Here is a 15,320-nt window from a genome sequence, read left to right as displayed (position 1 = left end):
CGTCGAGACTCGCGCCTGCGGCGCATGCGCTTCGACGGCTCGGACGCGAGACGGGCCGCGAACGGTCGCTCGTAAGACTCGCTCCGTGGTGGTTGGGGATGGTGGGGCGTTCGGCACCTGGTGCGCGCGTCCCGGAAGGTCAAGTGCCGCGCCTTCGGGCGTATGCGTTTCGACGGCTCGGACGCGAGACGGGCCGTGAACTCCTCGCTCGTAAGACTCGCTCTGTGGTGGTCGGTGATGGCGGGGCGTTCGGCAGCACCTGATGCACGCATGCGGGAAGGGCGAGACTCGCGCCCGCATGCGCTTCGACGGCTCGAACGCGAGACGGGGCCGCGAATTCCTCGCTCGTAGGGCTCGCTCTGTTGGGGGCGCGGATGCTGCGACTGCCACTGCCTGGCGGCGGGTCAGCGGATCTGGGCTAGGCGGAGCAGCTGGTCGGCGAATTCCTCGTCGGTGACCGGGGTCAGGGTCAGTTCGTGCGAGGTGGTGAGCAAATAGCGTCCGTCGCCGGTGAAATCGAGCCAGCTGCGGTGGCGGGTGGGCGGCGACATCGGGTTTTCCGGTTCCACGGTTACGGTGATGAAGCCGCGACCGTCCACCGGTTTTCGTAGGGTCTGGCGGAATCGAGCCGCACGGCGATGGCCGTTGGTCGCGCTGTCGCCTTCGTCGGAATTCAGCACCGCGTCCTGCGGCTCCCGCATGGGCGCCAGTTTGCCCGGCTGGGTCGAGCCGATGATGTCGACCAGAATGTTGCCGAGGTTGCGGGCATGGGACATGCGCACCGTCACCTTGTCGATGTCGGCGATCAGAATGCCCGCGTGGTTGTGCACCACCGCGGCGAAAACAAGGATCCGCTTGGCCCCCGACTCACCGGAGACGGTGATGGTAGTGGCGTCGGTGCGTGCGCACAGCATGAGCGCCGCGGCCAGATCGGCATCGGCCTGGCGGGCGAAGCGCTGGGGTAGTCGCAGTGCCGCGTAATCGGATTCGGTGCGGACGGTGGCGGCGGGCGCCAGATTGACCGGGTACGGGCGGCGGTCCAGACTCGTTTCGTTCTCCCAGACATGCGTGAATTCGTCCGGGGTGAATACCCATTTCACCGTGCGCCCCCGGCATCGGCCCGCGCGATCTGTGGTCCATCGGGCGGTGGGGTGAATCGGGGGACACGGTCGCCGGATGCGGGCATGATCGGGGCGTAGACATAGGTCATCGTGTCCTGGACATCGGCCTGCGCCGTAGCAGCGGCCATATCGTGGTCCATCCTGCGTTGTCCGCCGTGGATCGCCTCGGCGGCCGGATCTTCCAGAGCACGATACTGCGGCGGCGGCGGAATTGCCGCTCGGATGGCCTGTGCCGCATCGGAATTGAGCTCCATCAGGCGCTGTACCGCGCGACAGATATCCTGCGCCTCGGTACCAGCACGGACGAATTCGCGGGTGGCGCGCAGTGCGGCATCGGCGGAACGACCTGACCAGTGCGCGAATTCGCGATTGGTGGCATCGGAAAAGGCCTGGAATGCCTCGGCGACCGCGATGGCATTGGCGCGCCAGGCATCGGCGACCCGGCCGAGGGCGGCTGGATCGATGACCTCGTGCACCAGATCCCAGATCTCCTGGTGCGTGTAGGCGCCGAACAATTCGCGCTCAGGTGCGTACGGGGGATCGGTTCCGCCGCTTGCCGATCCGGCGGAGGCGGCGACGGCACGCTGCTGGACCCGGATGGCATCCGCGGCTGCCCTGGTCACGGAATCGGCCATGGCTCAGCGGTTTCCGTCGGCCTGTTCGTCGCGCGGCGACTCCAGGTAGTTGGTGATCAACTGTAGCGCGGCGCGGTTGGCGGCCTCGGCATCCTCGAAACGTTTACCCGCGGCCAGATAGGCGGCCTTGTACAGCAGGGCGGTTTCCTGGAATGCGGTGACGGTGTCGAGGAATTGAGTGCCCTTGTCGCCGAAGCCTTTTGCCAGGCTGTGGCCCGTCGGCAGGTTGGGGAATCCGGTAACCTCGGTGACGAGATGTTCGGTGGCCGTGGCCTTTTGCAGATCATCGACGAGCTTGTCGCAGGCGGCGGCCAGGTTTTCGGCGACATCCTCGGCCAATTCGAAGGGTTCGCCGCCGCCGGTTCCGGTGGCGGCCGCATACAACTGTCTGGCCATCCGCTGACCGGTATCCGGTACCGCCATCTGGGTCGCCCCCTCACGTTCGGTCCACCCACCGCTTGCGGGAACTTTACCGTTCGGCTCCCACCGGTGTAAGCCGCTTGTGCTCGTCCACCACGCCGCGCCGATGTGATGTGGCGCACGACAGTGTGGGACCTAGAGCGGACGGGTGGCGCTGACGTATTGCAGGAGGCGATGGACCTGTTGATCTATATCTACCAGACCCGCTTCGGCGAACAGCTTCGGGAAGGTTTCGTCGTCGAATACGCGCAGACCGCTCCACCCGCCGACGACCCTGCTCGCGTGGCCGAACGGATTGTCGGCACGGTGACTCGTGGTGATGGCGATGCGGCCACCAGGGGCGAGGACGCGGATCATTTCGCGGGTCGCCGCGATCGGGTCCGGAATCAGGTAGAGCGCACCGAAGCAGCAGACGGCGTCGAAGGTGCCCACGGCGAAGGGCAGGGTGCGCGCGTCGCCGCGAAGATAGCCGACGCGCGGGCCCGCGTTATCGCTGACGGCTCGGGCCAGCATCGGTTCGGAGTAGTCGAGACCGATGGCATAGCCGTCGCCGTCGAGGGCATTACTCAAATAGCGAGTGAAGTTGCCCGGGCCGCAAGCGATATCGAGCACCTTCTTGGATCCGCCGAGTCGCAATGTGGTGACGGCGTCGCGGCGGTCGGCGGAAGTGGTGCGACCACTGGCCAGATAGAACAATGCGGGCCGCCAGGCCTTTTCGTAGATCGCAGCGAGCGCGGGGGCGTTCATCGTGCGTCGAGCGAGGTTCACCACACCGCCCTCGCTACCACGTGACCCCGCCCGACTCTTCCAACTGGCCAACTCATTCGCGCTCCTCATCATTGCGGAGTTCCGACCACGTCGAGCACTAGGTCTCGCAGAGCTTCGTGTTCCTGATGCGGTGTGTCGCGCGGAGAGTCGATGTGCGAGGACTGCAGAAGGTCTGCGGCGTGCGTGCGGAAGGTAGGTGGGGCGACGGCCGGATGGACGCCGCCGTGTGGTCGCTATGTGCGCTCGACCTCGATGGTCATGCCGGCGGCGCGCAACCGGTCGGTGAGCGCATCGCCCATCGCGGACGCGGGGGTGAGGATGCCCGCCAATTCGGGCTGCTTCGCACCGTCGAATGCCAGGCACAGTCCGGCCTGTCCGAGCATGACGGCGGTGGCCTGGTAGCCGGGATCGCCGGTGCCGGAGAAGGTCGCCACGTATTTCGCGCCCGAAGACGTGCGCGCGTAGGTCTTCATGGTGAACCAGCCACTGGTGCGTGCCTGTTCGCTCGGTCCGGTGCCGGGCTTGGGCACGATCCGGTCGAGCAGCTTGCGCCCCACAGAGACTCGCGACAGCAGCGCACCAGCGGCCATCGTCGCCACGATGCCGCCCGCCATACCGGCGGCCACCAGCGGTGCCGTTGCCGACTTACCCGCGTTCATCACCTCGCGGTAGTGGAAATTCTTGCCGTAGACCCAGCCGAGTAGGCCATTGGTGCGACGCACGATCTTGGTGTTGTGCGCGGCCATCACGAAGGTGCCGACCCACCCGTCCAGGCTGGGGTCGATGCTGCTGGCCCGCTGCAGCGCCTGATCGGTCTGACGGCCGACATCGGGTTCCATCGACTTATCCGGGCTGAGTGAGTACGGGTGGCTCATCACCGAACCCTTGGCCGGATCGGCCGCGATGGCCTCCATCATGGCCCGCCCCGAGTCGATGGTCCCGCCGCTCACTCCGCCCTTCAGCGATGCGATCAGCGTGGTGTCCTCGAGCTCGCCGGTATTGTCCGCGACCGTGCGCTGGTAGAGCTGGTACACGCTCAGATCCGACGGAATCGAGTCGTAGCCACAGGAATTCACGATCTTCGCGCCGGTCTGCACAGCCTGCTCGTGATACTGGTCGATCGCGTCCCGGATGAACAGCGGTTCACCGGTGAGGTCGGCGTAGTGGGTCCCGGCCTTGGCGCACGCGGCGACCAGCGGCAGGCCGTAGCGCAGGTACGGGCCGACCGTGGTCACCACGACAGTGGTGCGTGCGGCCAGTTCGTCGAGCGCGGCCTGGTCGGTCGAGTCGGCGACCACCAGACCCCAATTCGCGGCGGCCGGGCCGAGTTCGGCACGGACCGTGGTCAATTTGTCGAGCGAGCGACCCGCCAATGCGATGCGCGCCTCGGTCGGCGCCGCGCCGAGCAGGTATTCCGCCGTGAGCTTGCCGACGAAACCCGTTGCGCCGAACAGCACTAGGTCGAATTCTCGATTGTCTGCCATGGTCTTCCGTTCGATAGCTGCGGTGATGGACTATTTGGTGCCGGAGCCAGGCGTGCTCGGTTTCTTCGCCCGAGCCCGCGGTTTCTTGGTCGGGGTCGGCTTGCGCTCGATCAACCACTCCCGATGCGCCTTACCCAAATCGGTGACCGGCTCCTCGTCGTAGAGCCATTCGCGGGCGATCTTGTGCCAGTTCGCGGTGCATTCGAGCTGGCCGAGCATGCCGAAGGTGAGGAAGTCGGCGCGCCGGGAGAACAGGTGCTCCGGCGGCAGATTCTGTTGCTTCATCCCGGCGAATTCACTGGCCCGCGGATCTACCGCGAGCAGAAACGCACCACTGGCCAGCTCCGGGGTAATGGTCAGTTCCTCGTCGATCAGACACCACTCCGAGGCCGAGAGCACATACTCCAGGCATTCTTCGGCACCGATCTCATCCGGCGAATCGATCACGCCGCGCTCGATCATCAACTGTCGCAGGTCTTCTGCCCGATCCTCGGCCGCCGCGCGCAGACAGATCGTCTCGAACCGCACATGTTCGGCATCCATCCGATTGAACAGGCCGAAATCGAGGAAGCCGACCCGACCGTCGTCGGCCAGCAACACATTTCCCGGATGTGGGTCACCGCAGAATTCGTTGAAGCTGAACAGCGAACCGATATAGAAGCGATAGATGATCTCGCCCATCCGATTGCGTTCGGCCGCGGGCAGCCGACGGATCTCCTCGAATCCCTTGCCCGCCACATATTCACTGACCAGCACCCGCGTGGTGCTGAGTTCGGGCAGTGAGCGCGGCACCATGATGAACGGATGTCCGGCGTAGAGTTCGGCGATCTGGAGTTGAGTATCGGCCTCGGCGTGATAGTCGAGTTCGCTCTCCATATTCAGCCGCAACTCATCGAGTACGGCGGGTGTCACCCACGGCATCGCTGATTGCAGTACACGCCGGAACATGGCCAGATTCTTGAGATCGGCGCGGACCGCCGCATCGATGCCCGGGTACTGCACCTTCACCGCGACCTGACGTCCGTCGTGCAGCCGCCCCAGGTACACCTGCCCGATCGAGGCCGCCGCAATGGGCTCCGGCTGGAATTCGGCGAATACCGCGTCCAGGCGCTGCCCGAAGTCCTCCTCGATCACCTGTCGCATCGATTCGAACGACACCGTCGGCGCGGCATTGCGCAGCACGGCGAGTCGTTTCTGGAAGCGTTCGCGATGGCTCTCGGGCACCAGATCCAAATCGAGCACCGACATCATCTGGCCGAGCTTCATGGCCACGCCCTTCATGGTCCCGAGGACCGTGACCACCTGCTCGGTAGTGCGGATCATGGACTCCTCGGCCATCTTCGCCCGTACTGCCTCGGATCTGCCCCGCATCGATAGGCGTGTGCGCTGGGTTCGGATTACCGAACTGGCTGCCACCGCACCCAGCTTGGTGCCACGAGCAAGCCGAGAAGTCGGCACTTGCTTCGCCATCGAGGTACCTCCATTGGTGCCAGCGGTCGGCGCGCCGGGCGCGCAGGCGGTAGCTTGCGTAACCCCGTAGTGACCCGCGCAGACCGCCATCCGGCGGAGCGTGGTGACGTGGGACACCCGCGTACCGCTGGGCTTCAGAGTAGCCAACCTCGCGGCAATGTCGAGACCGCCGTCACTATTTCAGCTAGCGGCCCAGCTAGCGGCCTGTTAGCGCGTGAAGTCGGGCGATTGATCGCCTCGGCGCTCACGAGCTAGCGCTCAGGCGCCAGCCTGCGGAGGGGTGGGCAGGATGTGCGGCTGGGCGTTGAAGATCTCCCGGGAGCCGCCCGCGCGGGCCATGCCCTCGATGGCGCTCCATGCCATCATGGTCAGATAGTCGATGACTTCCTCGCGCCCCATCGCCTTATCGGTGGTCCACCAGTGCGTCGCCAACTGGATGCCGCCGACCAGTACGTATGACCACAGCAGCGCACCCTCGGTTTCGAAGCCGTGCTCGGCGCCGCGATCGATGATGACCGTGGTGACGACTTCGGCGAAGAGCTTCTCGAATTCGGCAAGCGAGGACTGATCGGTCGAGCCGTTGCCCATGATGAACCGGTAGACCTCCGGGTCCTCGTCGACCGTGCCGACGTAGGCGGCCAGGGCCGAACGGACTAGGTGGTACTCGTCCGCGTCGAGGCTGATCGCCTCGTATACCCGCGGCATCAGGGTGGTCTCGATGAATCGCTGCATGGTCGCGTGGACCAGGTCGTTCTTATCCGAGAAGTAACGGTAGAGCACGGTTTTGGAGACGCCGATCTCCGCGGCGATCTCGTCCATGCCCGCATTGCTGCCGCGCGTGCGAATAGCCGCGAGGGTGCCATCGACCAGCTCTTCGCGGCGGTCGATCTTGTGCTGCCGCCATCGGCGCTTGCGGCCGTCCGTCCGGCCGGTGCGCACCGCCGCCGGTCGTTCGGCAAGCTCGCCGACATCGACAAGGTCATCGGTGGACAGCGTGAGCTCCCTCGTTTGTATGGGTTCGTGGACCACCAGCTTAGGTCCAGGCAACGACCCACATGCGCGTTTGGGTGTCGGTTGCGACAGGTTGCACATAATCGGCCATTCGGCGTCGGTTGCGTGTCGCTCGAGATCGCCCCGAGGGGTCGGTCGGTAACACACAGCAGAATGGGTGTCATGGAGAAAGCTCCCGGCAACACGGCGGCGCGAGCGACGGGCCAGGAGGCGGTAGCGGAGCGTAACCACGAAGGGCCCCGCGAACGCCGCCGATCCGATGCGACGGTGCTGGATGTGCCCGCGGCACCGACGAGTTTCGCGGCCTTCGTCGACGAGGCGGGCAAGCGCCGCGATCTGTTCAAGATGAAGGCGCTGGCCACCGGATTGTTGGCGTTCGCGACGGTGATCTATCTGTTCTGCCGCTGGGTGGAATCGCGCGGGGCGGGCGATGATTGGGTCGGTTACCTGCGGGCAGCGTCCGAGGCGGGCATGGTCGGCGCACTCGCCGACTGGTTCGCCGTGACCGCGCTTTTCCGCCATCCACTCGGCCTGCCGATCCCGCATACCGCGATCATCAGGCGGAAGAAGGATCAGCTCGGTGCCAGTCTCGGTGCGTTCGTCGGTTCGAATTTCCTTGCTCCGGATGTGGTCTCGGCGAAGGTGAATTCGGCGCAGGTTTCCTGGCGGGTTGGGCGCTGGATGGCCGATCCCGGACATGCGGGCCGGGTGGCGCAGGAGAGTTCGACCATTCTGCGCGCGGTGGTCGGGGTGCTGCGGGACGAGGATGTCGAGCAGGTGATCGACAACACCATCGTCAAGCGGATCGCGGAACCGCTGTGGGGTCCGCCGATCGGTCGGGTGCTTGCCGAACTGCTTGCCGACAATCGGCAGTTGCCGCTGCTCGACATGCTTGCCGAGCGCGCGCATCAGTGGGCGCTCGGTTCGCAGGAAACGATCGATCGGATCGTTTTGCGAGACGCGCCGCAGTGGGCTCCGAAATTCGTAAACATTCTGCTTTCAGAAAGGATCTATCGGGAACTCGTCGAGTTCACCTGGAAGGTGCGCTCGAATCCGGAACACGAGGTGCGGCTCGCGGCGAATCGGTTCCTCGAGGAATTCGCATTCGACCTCCAGCACGACGACGCCATGATCAAAAAGGCGGAGCGGATCAAAGCGCAGATCATGGGCCGCGAAGAGATCACCGGCATGGCCGAGGCGACTTGGCGCGCGGCCAAGCGATTGATCCTGGAATCGGCCGACGATCCGAACTCCACGCTGCGGCGCAAGGTCGCCGAGAATGTGCAGCAGCTCGGGGAGCGGCTGCGTGACGATGCCGAGATGCGTGCCAAAGTCGACGATTGGATCGATCGCGGCGCGCGGTATCTGGTGGAAAACTATGCGGGGGAGATCACCACTCTGGTCACGGATACGGTTGCCAGGTGGGATGCCGAGGAAGCTAGCAAGAAGATCGAATTGCAGGTTGGGCGTGATCTGCAATTCATTCGCATCAACGGCACGGTCGTCGGATCGCTGGCAGGGCTGGTGATCTACACGATTTCGCAATTGATGTTCGGTGGCTGACCGCAACGCCGCTGAATGTTTGCTGGGAGAGTGCTTACAGCGTGCTTGCAATAGCTAGCACCCTGCTTTAGAATCGGAAACGTACAACCGCCAGAAGGTGAGTGATGGCAGACCAGCCCGAAGGTTCCGCCGAGTACACCGACGAGTCGCAGGAGAGATCCAGCGGCGTCGGCGAAAAGGCGGCGCGTGTGGCCAACGCGGCACACGACATCGGAGGTTTCATCAGGGCACAGCGAGAAGCCGCGCAAGTCTCGTTGCGTCAGCTCGCCACCCTGGCGGGAGTGAGCAATCCATACCTCAGCCAGATCGAGCGCGGATTGCGCAATCCGTCCGCCGAAGTGCTCGCGCAGATCGCCAAGGCACTGCGGGTCTCTTCGGAGGTGTTGTACGTACGGGCTGGCTATCTCGAGCAACGGCCGCACAGTCCGGTCCGGGATGCCCTGCTTGCCGATACGTCGATCAGCGAGCGGCAGAAGCAGGTGCTGCTGGAAATCTATGAATCGTTTCGCCGGGAAAACGGAGGAAGCGAACCAGGGGGGAACGAGTGGGACAGCGACGTTCCGAGCACACCACCAACTCCGTCACGCCAGGAGAACGAAGAATGACCGAAAACGCAACCATCAAGCCACTGTTCGCAACCGTCGGTGCCGGTGACGCCGTGTACGCCGCGGTTGTCGACGCCGTCAGTCAGGTGCGTGAGCGCGCCGCCAGCGCCGATGTCAGCGGTCGCGTCGACGAGGCCCGCGAGCGGTTCGCCAACGTGCCCGCCGATGTCCGGGCCCAGTTCGAGACGCTGCGCGAGCGGCTGTCCGGACTGCCTTCGGAGCTGCCGGAGGACCTCGCCGAACTGCGCGAGAAGTTCACCGCGGAGGAGCTCAAGGCGCTCGCCGAGAAGTACTACACCCAGGTGCTCGACCTGTACGCGGATCTGGCCGTGCGCGGTGAGGAGACCGTCGAGCGGCTGCGCGCCAACCACCTGGTCGAGGATCAGATCGAGCGCGTCGAGACGCTGTACAAGGATGCGGCCAGCCGCGCCGAGGACGCCCTCACCAAGGTCAATGAGCTGATCGGTCGTCCGGCGAAGGAAGAAGAGCTCGCGGCCGATGTCGAGCCGGTCGTCGAGGCCGAGGTCGTCGATGTGACGACCGAGACCGCGCCCGCCACCAACGGCGCCGCCCCCAAGAAGGCTCCGGCCAAGAAGGCGCCCGCCGCCAAGAAGGCTCCGGCGAAGAAGGCAGCCCCCAAGAAGGCCTGACGCCTGCACCTTCCCCACGCTGACGACCCCGCACACGCGACGTGTGCGGGGTCGTTGCTTCTATGATGGGCTGGTGGACACAGCGCACGGATTGGCCAGCTGGATCTTGTACGGGCTGCGGCTCTTGGCGCTCGGCGCGACGATTTTCGCGCTCATCCACGCCATCCGTCAGCGCCCCGACGCCTTCACCGCAGTGGACAAGCTGACCAAACCGATCTGGATCGCGATCCTCGGTGCGGCGCTGCTGTTCCTTTTGCTCTCACTGAGCGTCACGAGTTTGCTTGCGCTGGTGTCGATTATCGCGACCGGCGTATACCTGGCCGATGTGCGGCCGAAGGTGGACGAGGTTCAGCGCGGGCCGCGCTGGTAGTCGGTGTGCGGGCGGTGACCGCGGGGCAGTGCGACGCGCTGTTCGGCGATGCCGGTGGAGTCGGTTTTGGTGGTCGGAAGTTGCACGAGCAGCAGCGGTTCACCGGTGCTGGGGTCGAGATCGACTCGCACCGGGTTGTGCCCCGGATTGTTCGTGGGGTGGATCAGGTTCGCGATGCGACCTGGGGTTTGGTGATTGCTGCGTAGCCGAAAGCGGCTGAGATCAGCGCGTTTCGGATTGGTCGCAGTTGTGTCCTTGGCCGTCAGTTGGGCGCTCAGTGTTGTCAGCCCGCTCGAGTCGTCAGCGCGACCGGTGTGCGCATAGTGCGCGCCTGAAGCGGCCCCACCCAGTTCGGCATCCGATGGTGTGTATCGAGCGCGCGCAGTGTGCGTGCGCTCTTCTAACTTGCCGCGGCGGGTCTACTTAGGGCGGGCAACGCGCGGGCGCGGGCTGGACCAGCTTCGTCCTCGAGCGGGCGGATGGTCCCGGATTGTGATCGGTCACAAGGGAGAGTGGGGAGAATTTCGGACAACTTCTGGGGTGCTTGCACTAGCAAGCACGGTGGTTTGCGATTAGTGTATCGGGGAGTAACACAAAGGAGTGTCCGATGCGTGCAATGCCGCCTGCACTGGTGGGCTTCCCTGGGCGGGTCCGGGGGTTGCTTCACACACACCGCGCCAACCTGCGGTCGCGTACCTATGCGACCGCGGCGTTCAATCCGCCGGCCGGGCCGTATGAGGTCGTTCCGGTGGTCACTCGGGATGGCGCGCGTTTGCGCGTACACGTCTACGGACCGGCCGATGCGCAGACGATTGTGCTGGTACACGGCTGGACCTGCGCCATCGAATATTGGAATGCGCAGATCAACGAATTCGCCGATCGGTACCGCGTTGTCGTCTACGACGTGCGCGGTCACGGCGAGAGCGAACTCGGCTCCAGCCCGTTGACCGCCGATCTGCTCGCCGACGATCTGGCCACTGTGCTCGATGCCACACTTCGCCCGCGCCAGCGGGCGGTTGTGGTCGGCCACAGCCTCGGGGGCATGACCCTGCAGGCATGGGCCGGACGCTATCCGGACCGAGTCGCGAAGCAGGCGTGCGCAGTGCTGTTGACCAATACCGCGGCGGGGCAACTGATCGCCGAGACGACCGTCCTTCCGCTACTCAATGCGCCACTCCCATTGCTGAATTGGCGAATCGCGCTGCCGTACGCACTCGGCCGCCTCGGTCTGGGCGCCGCGCTCGTCTTCCCGCCGATCGCCCCGGTGAAGTGGGCTTTCACCCGGCAGATCATGAGCTTGCGCTCCACCGGCGATGTTGTCGATTACAGCCTCGCGGTCGTGCGCTCCTGCCCTGCTCGCGTCCGTGGGAAATTCGGAATCCTGCTCGCCGAACTGGATCTCGGCGAATCGGCCCGCAATCTCGTCGTACCGACCACAATCCTGGCCGGCGAATTCGACGATATGACCCCGCCGGTGCACGCCGAGCGAATCGCCGAAATGCTCAGGGAGACCGGGAGTCTGGTCAAGTACGAGGTGCTCCCGCAGGGACATTTGGGAAACACCGAGATGTACGAGCGGTTCAACGAGGAACTGGCTTCGATCCTCGATTCGGTGCGTCAGCCCGCCAAAGCTGTCGGGTAAGTCCCTAGGAGAAGACCACGGTTCGGCGGCCGTGGACCAGGACACGGCCCTCGAGGTGCCAGCGCAGGCCGCGGGCCAGGACTACGCGTTCGATATCGCGGCCCTGGCGGACCATATCGCGGACCTCGTCGGCGTGGTCGATGCGGATCACGTCTTGTTCGATGATGGGACCCGCGTCGAGCTCGGCGGTGACGTAGTGGCAGGTCGCACCGATCAGTTTGACGCCGCGGGCGAAGGCTTGGTGGTACGGGCGGGCGCCGACGAACGAGGGCAGGAAACTGTGGTGGATATTGATCGCCTTGCCTGCCCAGTGTTCGCACAGCTCGGCGGGCAGTACCTGCATGAAGCGGGCCAGGACGACGGCGTGCGGGTCGTGGGCATCGACCAGCGCGCGGACCTCCTCGAAGGCCGGGCCGCGTTCGGCCGGATCCTTCGGGAAGGGCACGTGGTGGAACTTCACGCCGTGCGCCTCGGTCATGCCCGCGAGGTCCGGGTGATTGCCGATCACGGCTTCGATAGTGGCGGGCAGTTCACCGCTCGCGGCACGGCCGAGCAGATCATGCAAGCAGTGGCCGTCCTTGCTGACCAGTAGTACAGCGCGGCGACGCTCACCGGAGTCGAGCAGCTGCCACTCTGTCTCCGTGCCGAAGTCAGCCGCGACGCCTGCGAACCGGTCGCGCAGTTCCGCGATGCCGAACGGCACCGTCGAGGACTTGATCGCCTGACGAGTGAAGAACCAGCCGATATCCGGATCGGAGTGGTACCCCGCCTCCACAATGGACCCCCCGAACTCGGCGATGAAGGAGGTGATCCTGGCAATGATGCCGGGACGGTCCGGGCACCCGAGGGTGAGCACGAAGCGTCGGTCGTCCGAGACAGGTGGAGCGGAACTCATGGGCTCATCCTCCCAGGTCGACTATGTGCTATTCGCACCACCTGCGGCCCCAGGTGTTGAGCAAGTGTTGTGCGGAAGCCGACAATAGGGATGTGACGCGGGTGAAGTTCATACGACAGCTCGACGGGCTGACGTACGAATTCGTGCGCGAGGGCTGGGCCTACGGCTACCCGTCGTACAAGCGAATCGACCACGATCTCTGGTGCCGCCGCCTCCCGGACTTCGGCTGGTCCATCTGCACCGACTCCGGCGAAGTCGTGAGCCGCCCCTTCGACGACCCCGGCCAAGGCAACCTGCCTCCAGAAGGCGCCTGGGTCTCCCGCAAACACGAACGCTCCTACGTCTACACCATGCTCCACCACTCCTGACCCGCCGCAACCCCGACCTCGCTGAAGCCCCCCGGGAGCGAGGCCTACAACTCGTAAAACGGCTCCGCATAACGGAATTCACCAGTGATCTGCGAGTCATACGCCGACAACCTGCGAACCTGGAAGTGGGAGACCCAGGCCGGTTCATCCGGCGTTATGCCGAGGCGGGCGGCGGGGAGGAAGCCGAACTGGGGGTAGTAGTCGAGGTGGCCGAGCAGGCCTATCAGGGGCTCATCGAGAGCGTCGGCGGCGCCGAGGGCGGCGTGCATCATGGCCGCACCGACGCCATTGCCTTGATGTTCGGCCAGGACGCCGATCGGACCGAGGGCGAGCACCGGGAACGGGCCGACACCCGCCCGAGTGAGGCAGACATGCCCGATGACGGTGTCGTGTTCCACCGCGACCATCGACAGGGTTGGGATCCAACCGGAGTCGCTGCGCAACCGGGTGACGAGGTCGACCTCGGGTGGATCATCGGCGAGTTGGGCCGTCTCCCTGTCGCTATCGGCGTTCGCGTACTGCGATCCGAAGGCGCTGCGGTGGACGGCCGCGATCGCGGCGGCATCGTCGGCGCGTTCACGACGGATCAGCACGGTGTCGTCTCCTCCTGAACGATTGGGCCATCCGCGACTGCGCAACACCTCGGCCGTGCAGTCGCAAACGCTGTCTAGCTCCACCGACAGTATCGAGTGTGCGCGATGTGTCCGAGGCACGCAACGGAATTCGCCACCGGTGTGCCAGACTCTCACCTTGTGGCAAATTCCGCGTCGCTGACCAGGGCCGAAGTGGCCGCCATGATCGATCACACGCTACTGGCGCCGGAAGCGACGGCCGCACAGGTGGACGCGTTGGTCGCGGAAGCACGCGAACTCGGCGTGTACGCGATCTGCGTATCGCCGTCCATGCTGCCGATTCGGGCATCCGGAGTGGTGGTCGCGACGGTCGCCGGATTCCCTTCTGGGAAGCATCATTCGCTCGTCAAGGGCGCCGAGGCGCGGCTCGCGGTCGAGCAGGGTGCGGCCGAGGTCGACATGGTGATCGATGTCGGAGCCGCGCGCGCAGGCGATTACGGCGCGGTGCTGTCCGATATCGTGACGGTGCGTGAGGCGATAGAGGATCGTGCGGTGCTCAAGGTGATCATCGAATCGGCGGCGCTGTCCGATGCCGCGATCGTCGAGGTCTGCCGCGCCGCCGAACGTGCCGGCGCCGATTTCGTGAAGACCTCCACCGGATTTCACCCCGCCGGTGGTGCCAGCGTGCACGCGGTCCAGCTGATGGCCGAGACTGTCGGCGGACGCCTCGGTGTCAAGGCCAGCGGTGGCATCCGCACCTGCGAGGCCGCCGCCGAACTGATCGCCGCTGGCGCGACCCGTCTCGGACTCTCGAAATCCCGTGCCGTGCTGGAGGGATTCCCCGCTTGATGCCGAGCCCGTCGTCGGAGCATGCCGAGCGTGCGGGCCGATTCCGCTTCCGGCATAACGCGCCCACCCGATACAACGAGTGTCGCGCCAGTGCCGCCTCAGCAGCTGACGTCGCCGTTCTGCGCAGGCAGTTCGGTCCGCCCACCAGCCAACTTCACCACCACACCGTTATCGGTGACCTTGACGTCGGTGGCCTTCAGACCGAGCGGATAACTCTGCAGACTCTGTGTGAACACTTCGACGATGCCCGACACCACGTCGGTCGGTATCCCCATGCCGAGCAGCGCCGCCGACTTCGTCTCGATCTGCACGGTGCCGTCCTTGATCACCGGCTTCACCTGCAACTGCGCGAGTCCGCCGAGCACATCCAGGGTCAGCATCCCGGTCGATGATGCGGACGACACGCCGCTGACCAGGCCGCCGAGCGTCTCCCGGATACCGTCGTTGCCCCAGGTGACATCGGCCGAGGAACTGCCGATGGTGCTGCCGCTGTTATTGCTGACCTCGACATCGTTGAACTTGGCGTGCACCACCATGCCGACAGCCGGACCGAATTTGGAATCGTCGCTGTTCACCTTCACCTGATCGACCTTCCCGTCGATCCAGGTGATCAGCATCGGCTTGGCTCCGAAGCTCACATCGATCTTCGAACCCATATCCTTCTCGAATTGGGAACTGATGCACCGGGAAACCTGGTGCCGCGCGTATGCCTCCCCACCGACCAGCACGGTAGCGAGCAGAATCGTGACCACGACGAGGGCGATCACGAGTGCCCGCCGGTTGACCCGGGGTGATGGGCGCTTCGTAGCTGCGTTGATCTCGCTGGGCTGGCTCATGCGCTCGATTCTTCCCGACCTTTCTGTGCTTGCTCTGTGGGCGCGGTGAGGGGTTCGATTG

The 15,320-nt window shown here is 65.1% G+C and carries 18 protein-coding genes; 7 read left to right on the top strand and 11 right to left on the bottom strand.

Annotated features, from left to right (window positions below; all coding sequences use genetic code 11):
* Positions 1-404: 404 nt before the first annotated feature.
* The 7 genes from ACIBG0_RS17535 to ACIBG0_RS17505 all read right to left on the bottom strand — a co-directional run bounded on the left by ACIBG0_RS17535 (position 405) and on the right by ACIBG0_RS17505 (position 6,837).
* Positions 405-1,100, bottom strand: coding sequence for an ESX secretion-associated protein EspG (locus tag ACIBG0_RS17535; protein WP_397033577.1), 696 nt, complete (start codon positions 1,098-1,100; stop codon positions 405-407).
* A complete protein-coding gene (locus ACIBG0_RS17530; protein ID WP_397033575.1) occupies positions 1,097-1,756 on the bottom strand; it encodes a hypothetical protein in 660 nt (219 codons plus the stop codon). Before ACIBG0_RS17530 ends, ACIBG0_RS17535 begins: the two co-directional genes overlap by 4 nt.
* Positions 1,757-1,759: 3 nt before the next feature.
* Positions 1,760-2,179 (bottom strand): hypothetical protein, encoded by a 420-nt coding sequence (locus tag ACIBG0_RS17525; RefSeq protein ID WP_397033573.1) that lies wholly within the window; start codon positions 2,177-2,179, stop codon positions 1,760-1,762.
* A gap of 132 nt (positions 2,180-2,311) precedes the next feature.
* A complete protein-coding gene (locus ACIBG0_RS17520) occupies positions 2,312-2,995 on the bottom strand; it encodes a class I SAM-dependent methyltransferase (RefSeq protein WP_397033572.1) in 684 nt (227 codons plus the stop codon).
* Between the two features lie 182 nt (positions 2,996-3,177).
* Positions 3,178-4,428: a saccharopine dehydrogenase family protein gene (locus ACIBG0_RS17515; RefSeq protein ID WP_397033570.1), complete on the bottom strand. Its 1,251-nt coding sequence runs from the start codon at positions 4,426-4,428 to the stop codon at positions 3,178-3,180.
* Between the two features lie 30 nt (positions 4,429-4,458).
* Positions 4,459-5,898 (bottom strand): ABC1 kinase family protein, encoded by a 1,440-nt coding sequence (locus ACIBG0_RS17510; RefSeq protein WP_397033568.1) that lies wholly within the window; start codon positions 5,896-5,898, stop codon positions 4,459-4,461.
* 258 nt (positions 5,899-6,156) lie between these two features.
* Positions 6,157-6,837, bottom strand: a complete 681-nt coding sequence (locus ACIBG0_RS17505) for a TetR/AcrR family transcriptional regulator (RefSeq protein ID WP_397034071.1) — start codon at positions 6,835-6,837, stop codon at positions 6,157-6,159.
* Between the two features lie 234 nt (positions 6,838-7,071).
* Here ACIBG0_RS17505 and ACIBG0_RS17500 point away from each other — a divergent pair, with 234 nt between their 5' ends.
* From ACIBG0_RS17500 to ACIBG0_RS17485, 4 genes are all read left to right on the top strand, one after another.
* On the top strand, positions 7,072-8,472 hold the full coding sequence (locus tag ACIBG0_RS17500) for a DUF445 domain-containing protein (RefSeq protein WP_397033566.1): 1,401 nt from the start codon (positions 7,072-7,074) through the stop codon (positions 8,470-8,472).
* A 104-nt stretch (positions 8,473-8,576) separates the two neighbouring features.
* Entirely contained in the window at positions 8,577-9,077 is a 501-nt protein-coding gene (locus tag ACIBG0_RS17495; RefSeq protein ID WP_397033565.1) for a helix-turn-helix domain-containing protein, read from the top strand.
* Entirely contained in the window at positions 9,074-9,727 is a 654-nt protein-coding gene (locus ACIBG0_RS17490) for a heparin-binding hemagglutinin (RefSeq protein WP_397033563.1), read from the top strand. Before ACIBG0_RS17495 ends, ACIBG0_RS17490 begins: the two co-directional genes overlap by 4 nt.
* 73 nt (positions 9,728-9,800) lie before the next feature.
* On the top strand, positions 9,801-10,097 hold the full coding sequence (locus ACIBG0_RS17485; RefSeq protein ID WP_396958282.1) for a DUF2516 family protein: 297 nt from the start codon (positions 9,801-9,803) through the stop codon (positions 10,095-10,097).
* Here the strand turns inward: ACIBG0_RS17485 and ACIBG0_RS17480 are convergent.
* Positions 10,076-10,228, bottom strand: a complete 153-nt coding sequence (locus ACIBG0_RS17480) for a hypothetical protein (RefSeq protein WP_397033562.1) — start codon at positions 10,226-10,228, stop codon at positions 10,076-10,078. The genes ACIBG0_RS17485 and ACIBG0_RS17480 overlap by 22 nt on opposite strands.
* Positions 10,229-10,704: 476 nt before the next feature.
* Here ACIBG0_RS17480 and ACIBG0_RS17475 point away from each other — a divergent pair, with 476 nt between their 5' ends.
* A complete protein-coding gene (locus tag ACIBG0_RS17475) occupies positions 10,705-11,739 on the top strand; it encodes an alpha/beta fold hydrolase (protein ID WP_397033560.1) in 1,035 nt (344 codons plus the stop codon).
* A gap of 4 nt (positions 11,740-11,743) precedes the next feature.
* Here ACIBG0_RS17475 and purU read toward each other — a convergent pair whose 3' ends face one another.
* Positions 11,744-12,634, bottom strand: coding sequence for a formyltetrahydrofolate deformylase (gene purU / locus ACIBG0_RS17470; RefSeq protein WP_397033558.1), 891 nt, complete (start codon positions 12,632-12,634; stop codon positions 11,744-11,746).
* Between the two features lie 92 nt (positions 12,635-12,726).
* Here purU and ACIBG0_RS17465 point away from each other — a divergent pair, with 92 nt between their 5' ends.
* Positions 12,727-13,002: a hypothetical protein gene (locus ACIBG0_RS17465; RefSeq protein ID WP_397033556.1), complete on the top strand. Its 276-nt coding sequence runs from the start codon at positions 12,727-12,729 to the stop codon at positions 13,000-13,002.
* Between the two features lie 44 nt (positions 13,003-13,046).
* Here ACIBG0_RS17465 and ACIBG0_RS17460 read toward each other — a convergent pair whose 3' ends face one another.
* Complete coding sequence (locus ACIBG0_RS17460; RefSeq protein WP_397033554.1) at positions 13,047-13,595, bottom strand: GNAT family N-acetyltransferase; 549 nt, start codon at positions 13,593-13,595, stop codon at positions 13,047-13,049.
* 201 nt (positions 13,596-13,796) lie between these two features.
* Here ACIBG0_RS17460 and deoC point away from each other — a divergent pair, with 201 nt between their 5' ends.
* Entirely contained in the window at positions 13,797-14,423 is a 627-nt protein-coding gene (gene deoC / locus ACIBG0_RS17455; protein ID WP_397034070.1) for a deoxyribose-phosphate aldolase, read from the top strand.
* Positions 14,424-14,521: 98 nt separating this feature from the next.
* On the opposite strand, the gene ACIBG0_RS17450 is transcribed toward deoC, so the two are convergent.
* Positions 14,522-15,259: a DUF2993 domain-containing protein gene (locus tag ACIBG0_RS17450; RefSeq protein WP_397033553.1), complete on the bottom strand. Its 738-nt coding sequence runs from the start codon at positions 15,257-15,259 to the stop codon at positions 14,522-14,524.
* Positions 15,260-15,320 lie beyond the last annotated feature (61 nt).

The sequence above is a fragment of the Nocardia sp. NPDC050630 genome (genome assembly GCF_044457245.1).
Lineage (GTDB): Bacteria > Actinomycetota > Actinomycetes > Mycobacteriales > Mycobacteriaceae > Nocardia.
This window is presented reverse-complemented; position numbering and strand designations above follow the sequence as displayed.

What these genes read in the sequence shown, in the direction of transcription:
- ACIBG0_RS17530 (WP_397033575.1), bottom strand. Translation starts at nt 1,756, where the DNA reads ATGGCCGATTCCGTGACCAGGGCAGCCGCGGATGCCATCCGGGTCCAG.
- ACIBG0_RS17525 (WP_397033573.1), bottom strand. Translation starts at nt 2,179, where the DNA reads ATGGCGGTACCGGATACCGGTCAGCGGATGGCCAGACAGTTGTATGCG.
- ACIBG0_RS17515 (WP_397033570.1), bottom strand. Translation starts at nt 4,428, where the DNA reads ATGGCAGACAATCGAGAATTCGACCTAGTGCTGTTCGGCGCAACGGGT.
- ACIBG0_RS17510 (WP_397033568.1), bottom strand. Translation starts at nt 5,898, where the DNA reads ATGGCGAAGCAAGTGCCGACTTCTCGGCTTGCTCGTGGCACCAAGCTG.
- ACIBG0_RS17500 (WP_397033566.1), top strand. Translation starts at nt 7,072, where the DNA reads ATGGAGAAAGCTCCCGGCAACACGGCGGCGCGAGCGACGGGCCAGGAG.
- ACIBG0_RS17495 (WP_397033565.1), top strand. Translation starts at nt 8,577, where the DNA reads ATGGCAGACCAGCCCGAAGGTTCCGCCGAGTACACCGACGAGTCGCAG.
- ACIBG0_RS17490 (WP_397033563.1), top strand. Translation starts at nt 9,074, where the DNA reads ATGACCGAAAACGCAACCATCAAGCCACTGTTCGCAACCGTCGGTGCC.
- ACIBG0_RS17475 (WP_397033560.1), top strand. Translation starts at nt 10,705, where the DNA reads ATGCGTGCAATGCCGCCTGCACTGGTGGGCTTCCCTGGGCGGGTCCGG.
- purU (WP_397033558.1), bottom strand. Translation starts at nt 12,634, where the DNA reads ATGAGTTCCGCTCCACCTGTCTCGGACGACCGACGCTTCGTGCTCACC.
- deoC (WP_397034070.1), top strand. Translation starts at nt 13,797, where the DNA reads ATGATCGATCACACGCTACTGGCGCCGGAAGCGACGGCCGCACAGGTG.
- ACIBG0_RS17450 (WP_397033553.1), bottom strand. Translation starts at nt 15,259, where the DNA reads ATGAGCCAGCCCAGCGAGATCAACGCAGCTACGAAGCGCCCATCACCC.